Here is a 19,855-nt window from a genome sequence, read left to right as displayed (position 1 = left end):
GTGTGGAACTCATTTGTCCCGTTTGTCAGCATCCGCTCGATCGTCATGGCGATAACGCACATTGTGAAACCTGTCAGACAGACTTTAGCGTAGAAGCGCGTTGCCCGGACTGTCATCAGCCGCTCCAGGTTTTAAAAGCCTGCGGCGCAGTCGATTATTTCTGTCACAACGGTCACGGACTGATTTCGAAAAAACGCGTTGAGTTTGTGCTGTCGCAGGATTAATCGCAGATACAGGCTTCGCCCTTTTGCCAAAGATCGACCAGTGAGGCTGGCGCATCGTTTTCCGGTACCAGTACGATGATGTCGGTAACGCCTGCCTGATTATGCTGTGTCCAGATGATCTGTATGCGAAAGTAGCGCTGGTCGCCGCGACCCGGCGATCCCGTCTGTCCCGGAGGCATACCGACGGTCAGGCTCTGCCGGAGAATGTCGGCCACGCGCTGACGCTGAACAGTCGATAAGGTCGACAGCGCAATTTTGCGCTGCCGTGCCAGTTTGGGCATAAACGCGACGCCACCTTCCCGGGCCAGTTCTACCACGGCGTCATCAGTTAATTCTGGGATCTCCATTCACATCACTCCTGTGGCTTTCCAGGCCGCTTCTATCGCCTTCGCCGTTTCCGCGCCGCTGCGCTTGTCGCCGTGATAAACGGTTAAGCGGGCAAAATCAATGAAGTCTGCATCCTGTGCCAGTTGTCGATCGCAGACCGTATCATACCAGGCATAACCTGCTTTTTCCCATGCGTAGCCGCCGAGTGCGGTGGCTGCCAGATAAAACGCCCGGTTCGGGATGCCAGAGTTAAGATGAACACCGCCATTGTCTTCGCGTGTCTTAATAAAGTCCCGCATATGCGCAGGTTGTGGGTCTTTCCCAAGCAACGGGTCGTCATAGGCTGTGCCCGGTGCTGACATGGAGCGCAATCCCTTTCCATTAATGCCGTCCGCCAGCAATCCTTGCCCGATAAGCCAGTCAGCCTGATCGGCGGTTTGTTTGAGATGATACTGTTTAACCAACGCACCAAATACATCGGAAACCGATTCGTTGAGCGCCCCGGCCTGTTCAAAGTAAATCAACCCTGCTTCTGATTCGGTGATCCCGTGTGCCAGCTCATGAGCCACGACATCAATGGCAATCGTAAATCGATTAAATATCTCACCATCGCCGTCGCCAAAGACCATCTGCTGACCGTTCCAGAACGCATTCTGGTATTCATGCCCGTAATGCACGGTCCCGGTGAGAATTAAGCCTTTGTTATCCAGCGAGTCGCGACGCCAGTTTTTCCAGAAAAAGTCATGCGTGACACCGAGGTAATCATAGGCTTCGTCCACTGCAACATCCCCGTTTGAGGGATGGCCTTCATAGCGCACCTGCGTGCCGGGTAATTCCTGCCTGTTTTTCGCATCGTAGATATCACGTTCAAGTTGACCGGGTTGATTCACATGCGGCGCCGCTGGTTTTCCGGGCATGTGCGCCATCAGGGTTTGTACATGAGTCAGCGTCTGGCGTGCGCACTGTTGCTGCATCGCCGAACCGCTTTCAATAATGCGTTGCAGGATATAGGGCGGGATCACACTGTAAGCATGGGACATAAGGCTCTCCTGAGTCTGGCAATGCCGAAAAAGTAAGCATGTTAAGTGTAAATCATAGAAGCAAACCTGCAGGAAAGTCGGACAAATCAGCGCTGCTGAAAGTGGCGCAACTGACTATCAGGGTTTACGTTTTTAACGACGCATAAGGTGAGGGGAACAATGAATAAACATGTCGCGCTGGGGATGACGGGTTTCTCACTGATTGCTGTGACTTACGGAATGGCGCGATTTTCATGGGGAATCATGCTGCCTGATATCCGTCAGGCGATTCCCTTCACGCCAGAAGTTGCCGGGATAATTGCGGCCTGCAGCTATGTTGCCTACTGTTTATCCTTTTTTTGGCCTCCTTTCTGACGGATCGCTTTGGTCCACGACTCCCGGCCGTTCTGGCGGGGATCTCCGCAGCAATTGGATTAGTTATCCTGGCGTTGGCGTATTCCCCCCTTATTCTGGCGACAGGTCTTTTTATCGCCGGGCTCAGCTCCGGGCTGGCCTCACCGTCCCTTGCCGCAGCGGTGAGTAAGCGAATCTCTGCGGAACGGCAAACCCAGGTAAATACCCTTATCAACGCCGGAACGAGTGGGGGGATCATCCTGTCGGTTCTGGTGTTACGGGTTATGTCGGGCAACTGGCGCCTGGCATGCATCGTCTTTGCAGTCATGGCGCTATTTTGCCTGTTTGCAGTACTGCGTACGTTGCCAAGGGAACGTGCGGAACAACTCCGATCGCCGCCGCGCTGGCGCGTTGTCCTTGCGAAATCGGGGATGTTTCGCCTGCTGGTGATAGCCTTTGTTAGCGGTGTCGCCAGCGCGGCATGGTGGAGTTTTGGCCCCGAATTGCTGCAGCGCCATACCGGGCTGGACAGTGCCATCACCCATATGCTGTGGCTGGTCAGCGGTGGTGCAGGAATTGCCGCTGTATTTACCGGAAGTGCGGCAAAGCGTATCGGTATGCGCGGGGTTTACTGTTGCTCGCTGCTGTTTATGGCGGTTTCGCTAGTGTCCCTGGCGCTAAGCCACGGTTTCGCCTGGTGGCTGTTTCCGGTGGCGGCGTTAAACGGGGCGGGATATGTCATTTTATCCGGTGTGCTGTTGGTGCGGGGCGCCGCGCTGGCGGAGCCTTCACCAGCGGCGGGCGTCAGTCTGGCTTTCCTGATGCTGGCCGTTGGGCAAATTGTTGGCTCAGTGGCATTTGGTCAGCTTTATGGCGCGATTGGCGCGGCGGGGGCACTGGTTTTTTTTTCTGGGCTGTCGGGGGGATTGCTGTTCATTTCACCTGAAGGCGAACGCTAGCCTGATGTCAGGCTTTTTTTCGCGCGCGTTTTTTCACCGGCGTTATGCTTTTGACTTCACTTTCTACCCAGCCGTCTTCCAGCCGGGTCGTCATCACATCACCGGCTTTCACTTGTGTCACTTTTTTCAGCACTTTGCCGTCGGTGGCCGTAGAGACGCTGTAACCACGCGCCAGGGTCGAGAGTGGGCTGACCGCTTCCAGGTGGGTAACTGCGTTGCCAAAGCGTTCCCGCGTGGCGCTCAGACGGGAACGCACATTCTCCGCCAGACGATATTCCAGTTGCTGAATGCGGGTTTGCGCACGATGAATGCGTGGCTGCGGATTTTGCTGGTTCAGGCGTTGCAGCAGACGGGATTGCCGCTGGCTGGTGCGCTTCAACTGGCCGTCGATGGCCACGTTCATACGCTGATGCAACCTCTCCAGTGCCGTCTGCTGACGAGCGAGACGCAACTGCGGATGTTGCTGTTGCAGGCGATGATAAATCTGAGTGAATCGACGACTGCGGTTCGCCAGAAAGTAATCCATCGCCATGCCGAGACGCTGCTGTGCAGACAGGATCTGACGCAGCAACTCCTGCTGATTGCGGCTGACCATTTCAGCGGCGGCCGAAGGCGTCGGCGCACGCAGGTCGGCAATAAAATCGGCAATGGTGACGTCCGTTTCATGGCCGACGGCGCTGACTACCGGAATCGCGCTGGCAAAAATAGCCCGTGCGACACGCTCGTCGTTAAAACTCCATAAATCTTCCAGCGAACCGCCGCCGCGACCGACGATCAGGACATCACACTCCTGGCGCGCATTCGCCAGTTCGATTGCACGGACAATCTGTCCCGGTGCGTCGTCACCCTGGACGGCGGTCGGATAGATGATAACCGGTAAAGAGGGATCGCGACGTTTCAGAACATGGAGAATATCGTGCAGTGCGGCCCCGGTTTTCGAGGTAATCACCCCCACGCAGTGGGCGGGAGAGGGAAGTGACTGCTTATGCTGCTGATCAAAAAGCCCTTCAGCCTGCAGTTTAGCTTTTAACTGTTCATACTTTTGCTGGAGCAGACCTTCACCGGCAGGCTGCATGCTTTCGACGATAATCTGATAGTCGCCGCGCGGCTCGTACAGGGTGATATTGGCGCGAACCAAAACCTGCTGGCCGTGCTGGGGGCGAAAGGTCACCCGACGATTACTGTTGCGGAACATGGCACAGCGAACCTGTGCCGTGTCATCTTTTAGCGTGAAGTACCAGTGCCCCGATGACGGCTGTGAGAAATTGGAAATCTCGCCGCTGATCCAGACCTGTCCCATTTCCTGTTCTAACAGCAGACGAACCGTCTGATTAAGGCGGCTAACAGTAAAAATTGCGGAGGTCTGAGAGGATAACATGTGAGCGGGATCAAATTCTAAATCAGCAGGTTATTCAATCGATAGTAACCCGCCTGAGCAGGAGCGCAAGCATTATTTGCAAAAAAGTGTGGATGCAACCGATTACGCTCTGTATAATGCCACGGCAATATTTATCCACCCCCAGGTTAGAGATATTGCCCATGCTACGTATTGCTAAAGAAGCTTTGACGTTTGACGACGTCCTCCTCGTTCCCGCTCATTCCACCGTTCTGCCGAATACTGCTGACCTCAGCACGCAGTTGACGAAAACGATTCGTCTGAACATTCCTATGCTCTCCGCAGCGATGGATACCGTGACTGAAGCGCGCCTCGCGATTGCACTGGCACAGGAAGGTGGCATTGGTTTTATCCACAAAAACATGTCGATTGAGCGTCAGGCAGAAGAAGTCCGCCGCGTGAAAAAACATGAATCTGGCGTAGTAACTGACCCGCAAACCGTTCTGCCGACGACTACCCTGCGTGAAGTGAAAGAACTGACTGAACGCAATGGCTTTGCAGGTTATCCTGTCGTGACCGAAGACAATGAGCTGGTTGGGATCATCACCGGTCGTGACGTGCGTTTTGTCACCGATTTGAGCCAACCGGTCAGCGTTTACATGACGCCGAAAGAGCGTCTGGTCACCGTTCGCGAAGGCGAAGCGCGTGACGTCGTGCTGGCAAAAATGCACGAGAAACGCGTTGAGAAAGCGCTGGTTGTTGATGACAGCTTCCATCTGCTCGGCATGATCACCGTAAAAGATTTCCAGAAAGCTGAACGTAAGCCGAACTCCTGTAAAGATGAGCATGGCCGTCTGCGCGTTGGCGCTGCGGTTGGCGCAGGCGCTGGCAACGAAGAGCGTGTTGATGCGCTGGTCGCGGCAGGTGTTGACGTGCTGCTGATTGATTCTTCTCACGGCCATTCTGAAGGTGTTTTACAGCGCATTCGTGAAACCCGTGCGAAATACCCGGATCTGCAAATCATTGGCGGTAACGTGGCGACCGGCGCGGGGGCTCGTGCCCTGGCGGAAGCGGGCGTGAGCGCGGTGAAAGTGGGTATTGGCCCTGGTTCCATCTGTACCACTCGTATCGTGACTGGCGTGGGTGTTCCGCAGATCACCGCAGTGTCTGATGCTGTTGAAGCGCTGGAAGGGATGGGGATTCCCGTTATCGCTGACGGCGGTATCCGTTTCTCTGGCGATATCGCCAAAGCTATCGCGGCTGGTGCAAGCGCGGTGATGGTGGGTTCCATGCTGGCGGGCACGGAAGAATCCCCGGGTGAAATCGAACTTTACCAGGGCCGTTCCTACAAATCCTACCGCGGCATGGGCTCTCTGGGCGCAATGTCCAAAGGCTCTTCTGACCGTTACTTCCAGAGCGATAACGCCGCAGACAAACTGGTGCCGGAAGGTATCGAAGGCCGCGTTGCCTATAAAGGCCGCCTGAAAGAGATTATTCACCAGCAGATGGGCGGCCTGCGCTCCTGTATGGGGCTGACCGGCTGTGGTACTATCGACGAATTGCGTACTAAAGCGGAATTCGTACGTATCAGTGGTGCGGGTATTCAGGAAAGCCACGTTCACGACGTGACCATCACCAAAGAGTCCCCGAATTACCGTATGGGCTCCTGATAAGTTTCCGCGCCCGGTTTTAACCGGGCGTTTTGTTATTGTTTCACTTGCCTCGGAATTAGCGTCAATGACAGACAATATTCACAAGCATCGCATTCTCATCCTTGATTTCGGATCGCAGTACACACAACTGGTTGCACGTCGCGTACGTGAACTGGGCGTTTACTGTGAACTGTGGGCGTGGGATGTAACTGAAGCACAGATTCGCGAGTTTAATCCTAGCGGTATCATTCTTTCCGGTGGCCCGGAAAGCACCACGGAAGACAACAGCCCACGTGCACCGCAATACGTTTTCGAAGCCGGCGTTCCGGTCTTCGGCGTGTGCTACGGCATGCAGACGATGGCGATGCAGTTGGGCGGTCATGTTGAAGGGTCGACTGAGCGTGAATTCGGCTACGCGCAGGTTGAAGTTGTAACCGACAGCGCGCTGGTTCGCGGTATCGAAGACTCCCTGACCGCTGACGGCAAACCGCTGTTGGATGTGTGGATGAGCCACGGCGATAAAGTGACGGCAATTCCGTCCGACTTCGTCACCGTTGCCAGCACCGAAAGCTGCCCGTTTGCCATTATGGCGAACGAAGAAAAACGCTTCTACGGCGTTCAGTTCCACCCGGAAGTGACCCATACCCGTCAGGGGATGCGTATGCTGGAGCGTTTTGTCCGCGATATCTGCCAGTGTGAAGCGTTGTGGACGCCGGCAAAAATCATCGACGACGCCGTTGAGCGTATCCGCCAGCAGGTTGGCGATGACAAAGTGATCCTCGGCCTTTCCGGTGGCGTGGACTCTTCCGTCACGGCGATGCTGCTGCACCGTGCGATCGGTAAAAACCTGACCTGTGTCTTCGTCGATAATGGTCTGCTGCGTCTGAATGAAGCCGGGCAGGTGATGGATATGTTCGGTGATCACTTTGGTCTGAACATTGTTCATGTTCCGGCTGAAGATCGTTTCCTGACCGCGCTGAAAGGCGAGAACGATCCGGAAGCGAAACGTAAGATCATTGGCCGCGTTTTTGTTGAAGTCTTCGACGAAGAAGCGCTGAAGCTGGAAGATGTGAAATGGCTGGCGCAGGGCACCATCTATCCTGACGTTATCGAATCTGCCGCTTCTGCGACCGGTAAAGCGCATGTCATCAAATCTCACCATAACGTAGGTGGTCTGCCTAAAGAGATGAAGATGGGTCTGGTTGAGCCGCTGAAAGAGCTGTTCAAAGACGAAGTGCGTAAAATTGGTCTGGAACTGGGCCTGCCGTACGATATGCTCTACCGTCACCCGTTCCCGGGACCAGGTCTGGGCGTGCGCGTGCTGGGTGAAGTGAAGAAAGAATATTGCGACCTGCTGCGTCGTGCGGACGCTATCTTCATTGAAGAACTGCACAAAGCCGACCTGTACAACAAAGTGAGTCAGGCGTTCACCGTGTTCCTGCCGGTTCGCTCTGTTGGCGTGATGGGCGATGGCCGTAAATACGACTGGGTGGTTTCTCTGCGTGCGGTTGAAACCATCGACTTCATGACCGCGCATTGGGCACACCTGCCGTATGACTTCCTGGGCCGTGTGTCTAACCGCATCATCAACGAAGTGAACGGCATTTCCCGCGTCGTGTATGACATCAGCGGTAAGCCGCCAGCTACGATCGAGTGGGAATAATATCCCCACACGTCACTGACGGATAATCGACAAAACCCTCTGTTTAGACAGGGGGTTTTTGTTTTATTTGGGCGTATAAAAGACCAAATGGCGTCTGTCTGAAATAACAGGATTAACGTTGAGCAGGCGTTTCGACAGACAGAGTAGACTGTTGCGCGTCTTTTTTGTCCTGATGATGATGCCAGGCGCCGATAGAAGAGTAGACAAAACGTCCAAAAAAGAAGATAAAGCTGATAAGCAATACGATACGGGTCATGCGACTGTTAAATCGATGTCGTTTTCGCATACTGGTTGCCTGACTCACAAAAGGTTCCTTAAGGGATGCCCATACGGGCGATAGATACATTAAGGCACACTGTGTCAGGCGGGTCAATTCTTGATTATGTAAAATTGCGTCAGTTGAACCATATCTCGTTGTTATGAAGAATAATGATATTATTTACATTAATAATATGAGAATGATAACACCGTGAAATAAAGGTAATAATTGATTAATGGGGACGGAATTATTTGATATACGTCAAAAATAACTTCCCGTTGATAACTAAAATCTGTGCGACATGTATGGTGAGTTTTTCATCTTAATTTTGACGTCAGGTGGGATGCCTGTCTGATTCACCCCTTAAGGATCCAGGGGTTCCGCTGAGCGTCTATGCGACTGAATAAAACTTATATTGCAATCAGAGATAAGTGGTGGGGACTGCCTCTGATTTTGCCTTCCCTGTTTTTACCGCTCGTGAGCCATACGAATACCTATGCGCATGTGGCCACCGGGGATGTCATCCTTTTCTACTTACCGTTATCACTCATGATGAGCCTGATGATTTTTTTCGGTTGGGCGGCATTACCCGGTATTGTTCTGGCGGTTTTTATTCGCAAATATCCGCAGGTAGGTCTGGCGGAAACATTGCCTGTTATTGCGCATTTTCTTATTGCTGTCGTGCTCAGCTGGGGCGGTTACCGTGTTTTTACGCCCCGACGTAACAACATCTCGCATGGTGACGCGCAGCTGGTCTTCCCCCGCATTTTTTGGCAAGTTTTTTGCCCCGCAACGCTATTTCTGGTGCTTTTCCAGTTCGCAGCCTTTGTGGGGTTGTATGAAAGCAAGTTGAGCTTAATGGGGGGAACACCATTTAACATCAACGCATTAATAAACTACCAGGGTATTCTGGTGGGCAATTTGATTGGTGTACCGCTCTTCTACTTTATTATTCGCGTTATTCGTAACCCGCTACATTTACGCGGCTATTATTCGCAATTAAAGTTACAGTTTGATGCCAAGGCCTCGCAAAAAGAGATCATTATTTGGTTGCTGGTATTGTCCGCTTTAATGTCTTTGCTTTGTATGCCACTGAATGAAAATAGTTCCATATTCAGCACGAACTATACTATGTCGTTATTACTCCCGGTTATGTTATGGGGAGCGATGCGTTATGGCTATCGATTCATATCACTGCTATGGGCGCCAGTTTTAATTATTGCGATCCATAATTACAGAAGCTATACGCCCTATTATTCAGGTTACGATGTACAACTGGCGATTACCTCTTCCAGTTTCCTGGTTTTTTCTTTTATTGTGAATTACATGGCGGTGCTGGCGACGCGTCAGCGGATTGTGAGCAGTCGTGCCCGACGGCTTGCGTTTCTTGATCCGGTTGTCCATCTTCCCAATCTTCGTGCGCTCAACCGCGCGCTGAGAAATACGCCCTGGTCTGCGTTGTGCTTTCTGCGCGTTCCTGAACTCGAGTTTCTCGTGAAAAATTACGGAATAATGCTGCGTATCCAGTACAAGCAACAGCTCTCCCACTGGATTGCCGAAAAGTTGGGTCCTGATGAGCATGTTTACCAAATGTCCGGGCCTGACCTGCTGCTACGCTTAAATACAGAGTCACATCAGCAACGCATTGACGATCTGGATGAGCATATCAAGATGTTCCGGTTTGTCTGGGATGGCATGACGTTCCAGCCACAGGTGGGGATGAGCTATTGCTATGTGCGTTCCCCGGTAAATCACATTTACCTGTTGCTGGGGGAGTTGAGCACGACGGCTGAGCTGTCCATCATGACCAACACGCCGGAAAATTTAGAGCGTAGTGGTGCGATGAACATGCAGCGTAATCTGCGAGACAAAGTCGCAATGATGAACAGGTTACAGCATGCGCTGGAGCATGACCGTTTTTGTCTGATGGCGCAGCCAATCGAAGGGCTTCGCGGCGATGTTTATCATGAGATTTTACTGCGATTGCTGGATGATGACGGTGGCATGATCAACCCTGATGCCTTCCTGCCCGTCGCGCATGAGTTTGGTCTCTCCTCGAGAATTGATCTCTGGGTTATCGAACACACGTTACGCTTTATGGCGGAGAATCGTGCGCAGATGCCTGCCCGTCGCTTTGCGCTTAACCTGTCGGCGTCCTCGGTCTGTCGGGCCAGGTTTGCGCAGGATATCAGCAAACTGCTGAGCAAATACCAGATCGAAGCCTGGCAATTGATATTTGAAGTGACAGAAAGTCAGGCGCTGATGAATGCCGGACAGGCGGAGGCAACGCTGCAAAATCTGCAACAACTGGGCTGCCAAATCGCTATTGATGACTTCGGTACGGGTTACGCCAGTTATGCAAGGCTGAAAAACGTTAACGCCAATATTCTGAAGATTGACGGTAGTTTCATCCGCAATATCGTTTCGAATAGCCTCGACTATCAGATTGTGGCCTCAATCTGTCATCTGGCGCGTATGAAGAAAATGCAGGTGGTCGCTGAATTTGTCGAAAGCGAGGAGATTCGCCATGCCGCGATCTCTCTGGGGATTGACTATATGCAGGGATATTTAATCGGTGTGCCGCAGCCGTTAAGCGACACGCTGAAAGAGCAGGTGCCAGTGACTGGCACCTGAGTGTGCTTCACGCGGCGATTTCCGGTGAGCGTTCTTCTTCAATTTTCAGACGCCAGCCGGTCACCGCTTCCCAGTATTGCTGTTCTTTTTCCAGATCGAGCAAAACCAGCGCGTTCTGGCTGAACCAGTCGTGAGGGAAACGCAGGGTCCAGTGGTTGTCATCGGTGATGAGCGTCAGCGTAGGCGGTGTGGTCGTGGCCTGGCGCTGGTTGTTCAGCAGTACGCCAAGACGCAATAGCTGAATGAGCGGCAGGAACTGCTTCTTCTTAAACAGCGTAAAACGGGGGAGATCGTCCAGCTTCACCGCCTTACGATGGTAGCGAACCAGCGTGGCCATCATGGTTTGCTGCTCCTGATTAAAACCAGGCAAATCGCTGTTTTGCAGGATATACGCCGAGTGACGGTGCAGGCCGCTGTGATTAATGTTCAGTCCAACCTCATGCAACATCGCTGCCCATTTCAGCAACGCTTCAAGCTGCGGATGCGCCAGCTTCGGCTGCTGCGTTTGCCATTGGTCATACATCTGCATCGTGGTTTCCAGCACGCGTCGCGCCTGTTCGCTGTCGATATTGTACTGATTCGCCAGGCTGCTGGCGGTGCGACTGCGGACATCCTGATGGCGGAAGCGACCTTCCATTTCGTACAGCACGCCTTCGCGCAGCGCACCATCGGAAAGGCGTAACTCGCGGATCGCCAGCGCATCAAAGACACCGCATAAAATCGCCAGACCTGGAACAAAGACCGCTTTTCGCTCTTCAGATAACCCCGGCAGGCTTAGCGACTCGAAACTGCGGTGTTGCAGCAGTTCGGTTACCAGTCGGTCCAGACGTTCTGGGGTGATGAACCCGTCTTTCTCGCCCATTTCTAAGAGCACTTCGTGCGCGGCTTTGATGGTGCCAGAGGCCCCCAGCGCAACGTTCCAGCCCTGAATACGGAATTGCCAGGTCAGGGTTTCAAGCTTCTGCGCCGCCGCCATTCTGGCACGCTGGAAGTTTTCCTTGCTGATGACGCCGCCGGGGAAATAGATCTGGGCAAAACTGACGCAACCCATACGACGGCTTTCAACCAGCTTCGGTTCGAAGTTTTCCCCAATGACCAGCTCCGTCGAGCCGCCGCCAATGTCGATGACCAGCTTGCGGCCTTTTTCCGGTTGCGTATGTTCTACGCCCATAAAGATCAGACGCGCTTCTTCATTGCCGGAAATGATCTCGATCGGATAGGGGATAACCTTTTCCGCTCGTTTGAGAAAATCGGTGGCGTTTTGCGCCTGACGAAGCGTATGGGTACCGACAATACACACGCTGGAGGGGGCGAACCCCTGAAGACGTTCAGCAAACAGTGACAGGCAGCTTAGCCCGCGCTCCATTGCCTCTTCGCTCAGCATGTTGTCTTCGCCGAGACCATCCGCCAGATGCACGCGCTGTTTCAGGCGACCGATAATCTGCATGGCGCCATCCACCACACGGGCAATCACCATGTGAAAACTGTTTGAACCGAGGTCGACCGCCGCAAACTCCTGCGGTCGTGGGGTCTTATCATGTATTGGCATAGCGTTAGTCAGATTGCTCGAGTGATTTGATATAGTCGTAAATAGCCAGTTGCGACTGCACTTTGCGGCGGTTTCCACGCGGCACGTAGCGATTACTCAGTTCTTTATCGATGTAGCGGGCTTTTACCGTATCGCTGAACAGGATGTCAATAATATCCAGCACCCGCTGCTTCAGGCGCGGATCAAGCAGCGGCGTCGCCACCTCAATGCGGTAGTCGATATTACGCGTCATCCAGTCGGCGGAAGAGAGATAGACCTGCTTATCGCCGCCGTTTTCGAAGATATACACCCGGTCATGCTCAAGATAACGGTCCACAATACTGATGACGCGGATATTATCGCTGATACCTTCCAGATTCGGAATAAGCGAGCACATACCACGAATCAACAGATTGACCGGTACACCTGAGCTGGAGGCGGCATACAGCCGATCGACCAGCCCTTTGTCCACCAGGTTATTCAGTTTCAGTGTGATGCCGGAGGGGAGTCCCTGTTGAGCGTTGGCGATTTCACGATCGATCATCTCATACAGCAGGCGGCGCGAGTTTTGCGGCGAGACCAGCAGATAATCAAACGTCACCGGGCGATACGGGTTCTCGATAAAATTGAACACCCGACGGACTTCGTTAGTGATCCGCGCGTCGGCGGTCAACAGCGAATAGTCGGTATACAGACGCGCGGTTTTTTCGTTGAAATTACCGGTGCCGATATGGGCGTAACGCACCACCTCTTCGCCTTCTTTGCGCGAAATCAGGAACAGCTTGGCGTGAATTTTTAAGCCTGGCGCGGAGAAGATGACATGCACGCCCGCTTCCGTCAGGCGTTTCGCCCAGTGAATGTTGGCCTCTTCATCAAATCGTGCCTGTAACTCCACCACAACGGTCACTTTTTTACCGTTATGGGCGGCGTGGATCATTGAGTCGATGATCCGCGAGTCTTTTGCCACGCGGTAGATGTTGATTTTGATTGCCAGCACGCTCGGGTCAAACGAGGCCTGGCGCAGCAGTTCCAGAACGTGCTCAAAGGTGTGATACGGATAGTAAAGCAACACATCGCGTTCACGAATGGCGTCAAATCCGTTACGGAACTTCTCTTTATCAAACCAGATATGGCGTAAGCGCGGCAGCGGCTTATTCACCAGATTGGCTTTGCCGACATTAGGGAAGTTAATGAAATCTTTGAAGTTGTGATAACGCCCGCCGGGAACGATAGAGTCATAGCGTGAAATCGTCAGCTTCTCGCGCAGCACTTCGACCAGTGCATTAGGCATGTCGCGCTGATAAACAAAACGCACCGGCTCGGCGGTCAAACGCTGTTTCAGGCTGGAGGACATCAGCTCCATCAGGCTGGATTCCATCTCGTGCACCAGATCGTACTCGGCGTCACGGGTCATCTTCATGGAATAGGCATTCAGTGCGTCATAATCAAAGAAGCCCTTAAAGATGTCGTCCAGACAGTAGCGCAGAATGTTATCCAGCAGGATCATTGGTTTACGGCGACGCGGGGCTTCCGGCGGCAGATTCACAAAGCGTGGAACCTTGTCAGACGGAATTTCCAGCAGCGCATAGCGAATGGTGTCGCCGCGAATAATTTCGACTGCCAGATAGGTGTAGTCATCCTTCAGGAACTGTACCAGATCCGTTTCGCGGTTAATTAAAATAGGGGTGATGTGCTGGCGCAGATACTGTTTGAAATAGTGGCGCAGCCAGCTTTGCTGATTGACTGACAGTTGACGCTCGTTGATCAGGAAGATCTGATTACGCGCCATCTCCAGCAGCAGTTCGTTATACAGGCCATCGAATTCCTGGTCGGCTTTCAGTACGCGGGACTGGATTTTGCCTAACAGGTGGCGAGAATGTGAATTTGAACCCTGTTCTTCGCTGATGATGATGCGACGTTTGAGCTCTGCGAAGCGAACTTTGTAGAATTCATCCAGGTTATTGGAATAGATGCCTAAGAAACGCATCCGTTCAATTAGCGGGTTTGATTTATCCGCGGCTTCCTGGAGCACACGTTCGTTGAACGCTAACCAGCTGAGCTCTTTCTCGATATAAAGCTTTTCCTGACCCATTAATACTTATACTCCGTTTTATTCACGGGACACTGCCTGATTATTATGGCGAGCATTGCGCTCAGATGTCCAACTGTGCCAGAAAAATATGACAATAAACCGTCTGATCGCAAAGGGGAAGGGGGACTGGAGGTCTGAAGAGAAGCGCTGGCCGGATAAGGGATGACATCCGTTATCCGGCACCGTTTTTACTCGTCGGCAGCGTAGCCCTGTGGCGGCAGGCGAACACCGTCCAGCCAGGCGGCGTTATCGCGCATTTTCAGCCGTCCGTCCACAAACCAACTGACGACCAGCGGGTAAATGGCGTGTTCCTGAACCTGAACGCGGGCGGTGATTTCATCTTCGTCATCGCCCTCAAAAACCGGAACTTTGGACTGCAAAATGACCGGTCCGCCGTCGAGCTCGTCAGTGACAAAGTGGACCGAGGTGCCGTGTTCCTCATCGCCGTTTTCCAGCGCCTGACGGTGGGTGTGCAAACCGGGATATTTGGGCAACAGGGAAGGGTGAATATTCAGCAGTCGACCGTTGTAGTGCGCGACGAACGCCGGGCTCAGAATGCGCATAAAACCGGCCAGCACCACCACGTCAGGCGCATACGCGTCGATCTCAAGGATCAGCTCGCGGTCAAATGCTTCACGGCTGGAAAACTGATCCGCCGTCAGCGTATGGGCCGGGATTGCCGCTTTTCTGGCACGCTCAAGGCCGAACGCGTCGGCCTTGTTGCTGAATACTGCCCGCAGGGTGCCGTTGATTTTCTTCTCTTTGCAGGCATCAATAATCGCCTGCAAATTGCTTCCGTTACCGGAAATAAGCACCACAATATTCATTATTCAATAACCACGCGCTGCGCGGAATCGGAAGCCTTGATGACGCCGAGCTTCCAGGCTTTTTCACCTTTTGCCTTCAGCAGGGTAAGGGCGTTGTCTACTTCTGCCGCCGGAAGAGCAATGACCATGCCGACGCCGCAGTTAAAGGTACGATACATTTCATGCTGGCTGACGTTGCCGGCGCTTTGCAGCCAGTTAAAAACAGCTGGCCACTGCCAGGAGGATTCATCGATCACCGCCTGCGTGTTGTCCGGCAGTACGCGCGGAATGTTTTCCCAGAAGCCGCCGCCGGTCAGGTGCGCGATAGCGTGCACATCAACCTTTTCAATCAATTCCAGAATCGATTTCACGTAGATGCGGGTCGGCGCCAGCAGGTGGTCGGCCAACGGTTTGCCTTCCAGAACCGTCGTTTCTGGATCGCAGCCGCTGACTTCAACAATTTTACGTACCAGTGAGTAACCGTTGGAGTGCGGACCGCTGGAACCCAGTGCAATCAACACATCGCCATCGGCCACTTTGGAACCGTCAATGATGTCTGATTTTTCGACCACGCCGACGCAGAAACCCGCGACGTCATAATCTTCACCGTGATACATCCCCGGCATTTCAGCGGTTTCCCCGCCGACCAGCGCGCAGCCGGATTGCAGGCAGCCTTCGGCGATACCGTTAATCACGCTGGCTGCGGTATCCACATCCAGTTTGCCAGTGGCGTAGTAGTCGAGGAAAAACAGCGGCTCAGCACCCTGAACGACCAGGTCGTTGACGCACATCGCCACGAGATCAATGCCGATGGTATCGTGACGCTTCAGATCCATCGCCAGACGCAGTTTTGTCCCGACGCCATCAGTACCGGAAACCAGCACTGGTTCACGATATTTTTGCGGCAATGCGCACAGCGCACCGAAGCCACCCAAACCACCCATCACTTCCGGGCGGCGAGTTTTCTTCACTACGCCTTTGATTCGATCCACCAGAGCATTACCCGCGTCAATATCAACACCGGCATCTTTATAGCTAAGAGAGGTTTTATCGGTCACTGCCTGGTTCCCCACGTTTTCTTACGGTAAAAGTAAAATTCGGCGCAATTCTAGCAGGGAAAGCAAACGTTTGCGAGCCTGTGTTGCATCCGTTTTTATCTGTCGAGATTTGCTGCATTTTCTCCGCGGCGCGGTGTTTTTATGACCTGAACCACGAAAATGAAACCGGGTTCAGTTTCACCCTTGAAAGCAGTGCCGGGATTGCTCAGTATCATACTGAAACCGGTTTCTGTTTTGTCATAGCAAATTAACGAGGGAAACTATGTCTGGATTTAACGCGAATTTCATGTGGGGCGGGGCGGTCGCCGCTCATCAGCTTGAGGGCGGCTGGCAGGAAGGCGGAAAAGGGATCAGCGTTGCTGACGTCATGACGGCGGGCGCTCATGGCGTGGCGCGAGAAATTACCGATGGCGTGCTGCCCGGCAAAAACTACCCTAACCACGAGGCGATCGATTTTTATCATCGCTACAAAGAAGACATTAAGCTTTTCGCTGAAATGGGCTTTAAATGTTTCCGGACGTCCATTGCCTGGACGCGCATTTTCCCACTTGGGGATGAAACGCAGCCAAACGAGGCGGGACTGCAATTTTACGACGATCTGTTTGATGAATGCCTGAAGTATGGCATTGAACCGGTAATTACCCTGTCGCATTTCGAGATGCCCTACCATCTGGTGACGGAGTATGGCGGCTGGCGCAACCGGAAGCTGATCGACTTTTTTGTCCGCTTTGCGAAGGTCGTCTTTACCCGCTATCAGGGCAAAGTGAAGTATTGGATGACCTTCAATGAGATCAACAACCAGGCCAATTACCATGAGGATTTTGCACCGTTCACGAACTCCGGCCTGAAGTATCAGCCAGGTGAAGATCGTGAACCGGTAATGTACCAGGCGGCGCACTATGAACTGGTGGCCAGTGCGCTGGCGGTGAAGGCGGCACGAGAAATTAACCCGGCATTGCAGATCGGCTGCATGATCGCCATGTGCCCCATCTACCCACTGACCTGTGCGCCAAACGACATGATGATGGCGATGAACGCCATGCACCGTCGCTACTGGTTTACCGATGTGCATGTGCGGGGGAAATATCCGCAGCATATTCTCAACTATTTTACGCGCCGCGAGTTTGACCTCGATATCACGGAAGAAGACCGTGTTGCTCTGTCCGAAGGCTGCGTCGACTACATCGGTTTTAGCTATTACATGTCGTTTGTCACCAAAGCGACAGACGATAACCCGCAACTCGATTATGACGAGAGCAAAAGTCTGGTCTCCAATCCCTACGTACAGAAATCGGACTGGGGCTGGCAGATTGATCCGGTGGGATTGCGCTATTCGCTGAACTGGTTCTGGGATCACTACCAGTTGCCGTTGTTTATCGTTGAGAACGGGTTTGGTGCGATTGATGTTCAGTTGCCTGACGGCACCGTGGATGACAGCTACCGTATCGAGTATATGGCGGCACATCTTCGTGAAATGAAAAAAGCGGTGGAAGAGGATGGCGTGGATCTCATGGGGTACACGCCGTGGGGATGTATCGATCTGGTTTCTGCGGGAACGGGAGAGATGAAAAAACGCTACGGGTTTATCTACGTTGATAAAAATAATGACGGTAGTGGGACGCTGGCGCGCAGTCGTAAGAAATCTTTCGCCTGGTATCAGCAGGTGATAAAAAGTAACGGTGAATCCCTCTGATTTCAGCCACTTGATACTTGGCCCCGCACAGAATGCGGGGCGTGTTTTATACTCATCACCCAAACGTATACTACTTTGCTTGATCCAGGTCATGCATACGTTATGTTGCGCCAGAGAGGAAAAGCGGTATAATCCGGCGATTTTTTTTGTGGTTGCCACTCGTCTGAGGAAAGGAGAAGAGTATGAAGATCGTGGAAGTCAAACACCCACTCGTCAAACACAAGCTGGGTCTGATGCGTGAGAACGATATCAGCACCAAACGCTTTCGTGAACTCGCCTCGGAAGTAGGCAGTCTGCTGACCTACGAAGCGACTGCGGGCCTGGAAACCGAAAAAGTAACCATTGAAGGCTGGAATGGTCCGGTCGAAGTGGATCAAATCAAAGGCAAAAAAATTACCGTTGTACCTATCCTGCGTGCCGGTCTGGGCATGATGGAAGGCGTGCTGGAAAACGTACCCAGCGCACGTATCAGCGTGGTCGGCATGTACCGCAACGAAGAAACGCTTGAGCCGGTCCCGTATTTCCAGAAGCTGGTATCCAATATCGACGAGCGCATGGCGCTGATCGTCGACCCGATGCTGGCAACCGGGGGTTCTGTTATCGCCACTATCGATCTGCTGAAAAAAGCGGGCTGCAGCAGCATCAAAGTGCTGGTGCTGGTGGCGGCCCCGGAAGGGATCGCCGCGCTGGAAAAAGCGCATCCGGATGTGGAACTCTACACCGCGTCGATCGACCAGGGCCTGAACGAGCACGGATACATTATTCCGGGGCTGGGTGATGCCGGCGATAAGATTTTTGGTACGAAGTAAGTGAATAACTGATAAATAGCCGACTTTAAGAGTCGGCTTTTTTTTGAATAAAACAACTCAACGATTCATAACAAACACACTCAGAGGAAAACACTATGACGCGCCGTGCTATCGGGGTGAGTGAAAGACCGCCACTTTTACAGACAATCCCGCTTAGTTTGCAACACCTGTTCGCCATGTTTGGCGCAACCGTGCTGGTGCCAGTTCTGTTTCATATCAACCCGGCTACCGTTCTGTTGTTCAACGGGATCGGGACCTTGCTGTATCTCTTTATCTGTAAAGGAAAAATTCCTGCCTATTTAGGTTCAAGCTTCGCGTTTATCTCACCGGTTCTGCTGCTGTTGCCGTTGGGATACGAAGTGGCGCTGGGCGGCTTCATCATGTGTGGTGTGCTGTTCTGCCTGGTTTCTTTCATTGTCAAGAAAGCGGGAACCGGCTGGCTGGACGTGATGTTTCCTCCTGCGGCAATGGGCGCAATCGTTGCCGTCATCGGTCTTGAACTGGCAGGCGTGGCCGCTGGTATGGCTGGATTGCTGCCTGCGGAAGGACAATCTGCGGATTCGAAGACCATCATTATCTCGATGGTGACGCTGGCGGTGACCGTGTTTGGCTCGGTGCTGTTTCGTGGTTTCCTTGCGATTATCCCGATCCTGATTGGGGTACTGGCAGGTTATGCACTGTCATTTGCGATGGGCGTGGTTGATACCACACCGATTGCCGAGGCGCACTGGTTTGCGCTGCCGACCTTCTACACGCCGTGCTTTGAGTGGTTCGCCATTCTGACTATTCTGCCTGCGGCGCTGGTGGTGATTGCCGAACACGTCGGTCACCTCGTGGTCACGGCGAATATCGTCAAAAAAGATCTGGTTAGCGACCCGGGCCTGCATCGCTCGATGTTTGCCAACGGTTTGTCGACGGTGATTTCTGGCTTCTTTGGCTCCACGCCCAACACCACCTACGGTGAGAACATTGGTGTAATGGCAATCACCCGTGTTTACAGTACCTGGGTAATTGGCGGCGCGGCGATTTTCGCGATTCTGCTGTCCTGCGTCGGTAAACTGGCGGCGGCGATCCAGATCATTCCGCTACCGGTGATGGGTGGGGTGTCATTGCTGCTGTACGGGGTGATCGGGGCATCCGGTATTCGCGTGCTGATTGAATCGAAAGTGGATTACAACAAAGCGCAGAACCTGATCCTGACCTCTGTCATTCTGATCATTGGCGTCAGCGGCGCGAAAGTGCACATTGGCGCGGCGGAGCTGAAAGGAATGGCGCTGGCGACGATCGTTGGGATCGGTCTGAGCCTGATCTTCAAGCTGATTTCTGTCCTGCGCCCGGAAGAAGTGGTGCTGGACGCGGAAGATGCGGATACGCCGAAGCCGTAAAATGGGATCCGGGCAGTGATGCTGCCCGGTTCTAACGCGACGGAATTCTGTGGTAAA

17 protein-coding genes are annotated in these 19,855 nt (G+C 53.1%); 9 read left to right on the top strand and 8 right to left on the bottom strand.

Annotation, left to right across the window (positions count from 1 at the left end; genetic code table 11):
* The first annotated feature begins 2 nt into the window (after nt 1-2).
* A complete protein-coding gene (locus tag C2U53_RS28885) occupies nt 3-224 on the top strand; it encodes a zinc ribbon domain-containing protein (RefSeq protein WP_042999837.1) in 222 nt (73 codons plus the stop codon).
* Here the strand turns inward: C2U53_RS28885 and C2U53_RS28880 are convergent.
* Both C2U53_RS28880 and C2U53_RS28875 read right to left on the bottom strand, forming a co-directional pair.
* Nucleotides 221-571: a protealysin inhibitor emfourin gene (locus C2U53_RS28880; RefSeq protein ID WP_042999838.1), complete on the bottom strand. Its 351-nt coding sequence runs from the start codon at nt 569-571 to the stop codon at nt 221-223. The two genes, C2U53_RS28885 and C2U53_RS28880, sit on opposite strands and share 4 nt — an antisense overlap.
* On the bottom strand, nt 572-1,591 hold the full coding sequence (locus C2U53_RS28875) for a M4 family metallopeptidase (protein ID WP_042999839.1): 1,020 nt from the start codon (nt 1,589-1,591) through the stop codon (nt 572-574).
* Nucleotides 1,592-1,750: 159 nt separating this feature from the next.
* On the opposite strand from C2U53_RS28875, the gene C2U53_RS30835 reads away from it, so the two are divergent.
* Both C2U53_RS30835 and C2U53_RS28870 read left to right on the top strand, forming a co-directional pair.
* Entirely contained in the window at nt 1,751-1,945 is a 195-nt protein-coding gene (locus C2U53_RS30835) for a hypothetical protein (protein WP_371415053.1), read from the top strand.
* Nucleotides 1,930-2,883, top strand: coding sequence for an MFS transporter (locus tag C2U53_RS28870; protein WP_371415052.1), 954 nt, complete (start codon nt 1,930-1,932; stop codon nt 2,881-2,883). The genes C2U53_RS30835 and C2U53_RS28870 overlap by 16 nt, the downstream gene beginning before the upstream one ends.
* Before the next feature lie 7 nt (nt 2,884-2,890).
* Here C2U53_RS28870 and xseA read toward each other — a convergent pair whose 3' ends face one another.
* Nucleotides 2,891-4,261, bottom strand: a complete 1,371-nt coding sequence (gene xseA / locus C2U53_RS28865) for an exodeoxyribonuclease VII large subunit (RefSeq protein ID WP_042999841.1) — start codon at nt 4,259-4,261, stop codon at nt 2,891-2,893.
* Nucleotides 4,262-4,422: 161 nt separating this feature from the next.
* On the opposite strand from xseA, the gene guaB reads away from it, so the two are divergent.
* Together guaB and guaA are read left to right on the top strand one after the other, a co-directional pair.
* The gene (guaB, locus tag C2U53_RS28860; protein ID WP_042999842.1) at nt 4,423-5,889 is read left to right on the top strand and encodes an IMP dehydrogenase; all 1,467 of its coding nucleotides are present in this window, start codon (nt 4,423-4,425) and stop codon (nt 5,887-5,889) included.
* Between the two features lie 67 nt (nt 5,890-5,956).
* Nucleotides 5,957-7,534, top strand: a complete 1,578-nt coding sequence (gene guaA, locus C2U53_RS28855; protein WP_044264876.1) for a glutamine-hydrolyzing GMP synthase — start codon at nt 5,957-5,959, stop codon at nt 7,532-7,534.
* 112 nt (nt 7,535-7,646) lie between these two features.
* Here guaA and C2U53_RS28850 read toward each other — a convergent pair whose 3' ends face one another.
* A complete protein-coding gene (locus tag C2U53_RS28850; RefSeq protein WP_042999844.1) occupies nt 7,647-7,838 on the bottom strand; it encodes a YfgG family protein in 192 nt (63 codons plus the stop codon).
* 348 nt (nt 7,839-8,186) lie between these two features.
* Between C2U53_RS28850 and C2U53_RS28845 the strand changes: the two genes are divergently transcribed.
* A complete protein-coding gene (locus C2U53_RS28845) occupies nt 8,187-10,427 on the top strand; it encodes a sensor domain-containing phosphodiesterase (protein WP_042999845.1) in 2,241 nt (746 codons plus the stop codon).
* 7 nt (nt 10,428-10,434) lie between these two features.
* Here the strand turns inward: C2U53_RS28845 and ppx are convergent, their stop codons facing one another.
* From ppx to purM, 4 genes are all read right to left on the bottom strand, one after another.
* A complete protein-coding gene (ppx, locus tag C2U53_RS28840) occupies nt 10,435-11,976 on the bottom strand; it encodes an exopolyphosphatase (RefSeq protein WP_042999846.1) in 1,542 nt (513 codons plus the stop codon).
* A 4-nt stretch (nt 11,977-11,980) separates the two neighbouring features.
* Entirely contained in the window at nt 11,981-14,047 is a 2,067-nt protein-coding gene (gene ppk1, locus C2U53_RS28835; protein ID WP_042999847.1) for a polyphosphate kinase 1, read from the bottom strand.
* Between the two features lie 188 nt (nt 14,048-14,235).
* Complete coding sequence (purN, locus tag C2U53_RS28830; RefSeq protein ID WP_044328044.1) at nt 14,236-14,877, bottom strand: phosphoribosylglycinamide formyltransferase; 642 nt, start codon at nt 14,875-14,877, stop codon at nt 14,236-14,238.
* On the bottom strand, nt 14,874-15,911 hold the full coding sequence (gene purM, locus C2U53_RS28825; RefSeq protein ID WP_044256983.1) for a phosphoribosylformylglycinamidine cyclo-ligase: 1,038 nt from the start codon (nt 15,909-15,911) through the stop codon (nt 14,874-14,876). The genes purN and purM overlap by 4 nt, the downstream gene beginning before the upstream one ends.
* A gap of 262 nt (nt 15,912-16,173) precedes the next feature.
* Between purM and C2U53_RS28820 the strand changes: the two genes are divergently transcribed.
* The 3 genes from C2U53_RS28820 (at nt 16,174) to uraA (ending at nt 19,798) form a co-directional block, all read left to right on the top strand.
* Nucleotides 16,174-17,604, top strand: coding sequence for a 6-phospho-beta-glucosidase (locus tag C2U53_RS28820; protein WP_042999849.1), 1,431 nt, complete (start codon nt 16,174-16,176; stop codon nt 17,602-17,604).
* 182 nt (nt 17,605-17,786) lie between these two features.
* On the top strand, nt 17,787-18,413 hold the full coding sequence (gene upp, locus C2U53_RS28815; RefSeq protein WP_003037929.1) for a uracil phosphoribosyltransferase: 627 nt from the start codon (nt 17,787-17,789) through the stop codon (nt 18,411-18,413).
* Nucleotides 18,414-18,508: 95 nt separating this feature from the next.
* Complete coding sequence (gene uraA / locus C2U53_RS28810) at nt 18,509-19,798, top strand: uracil permease (protein WP_104446832.1); 1,290 nt, start codon at nt 18,509-18,511, stop codon at nt 19,796-19,798.
* Nucleotides 19,799-19,855: the final 57 nt, after the last annotated feature.

Origin of the sequence: Citrobacter sp. CFNIH10, from assembly GCF_002934585.1 — a bacterium.
Lineage (GTDB): Bacteria > Pseudomonadota > Gammaproteobacteria > Enterobacterales > Enterobacteriaceae > Citrobacter_A > Citrobacter_A amalonaticus.
Note: the sequence above shows the minus strand (reverse complement) of the source record. Positions and strands in the feature narration are given on the sequence as shown.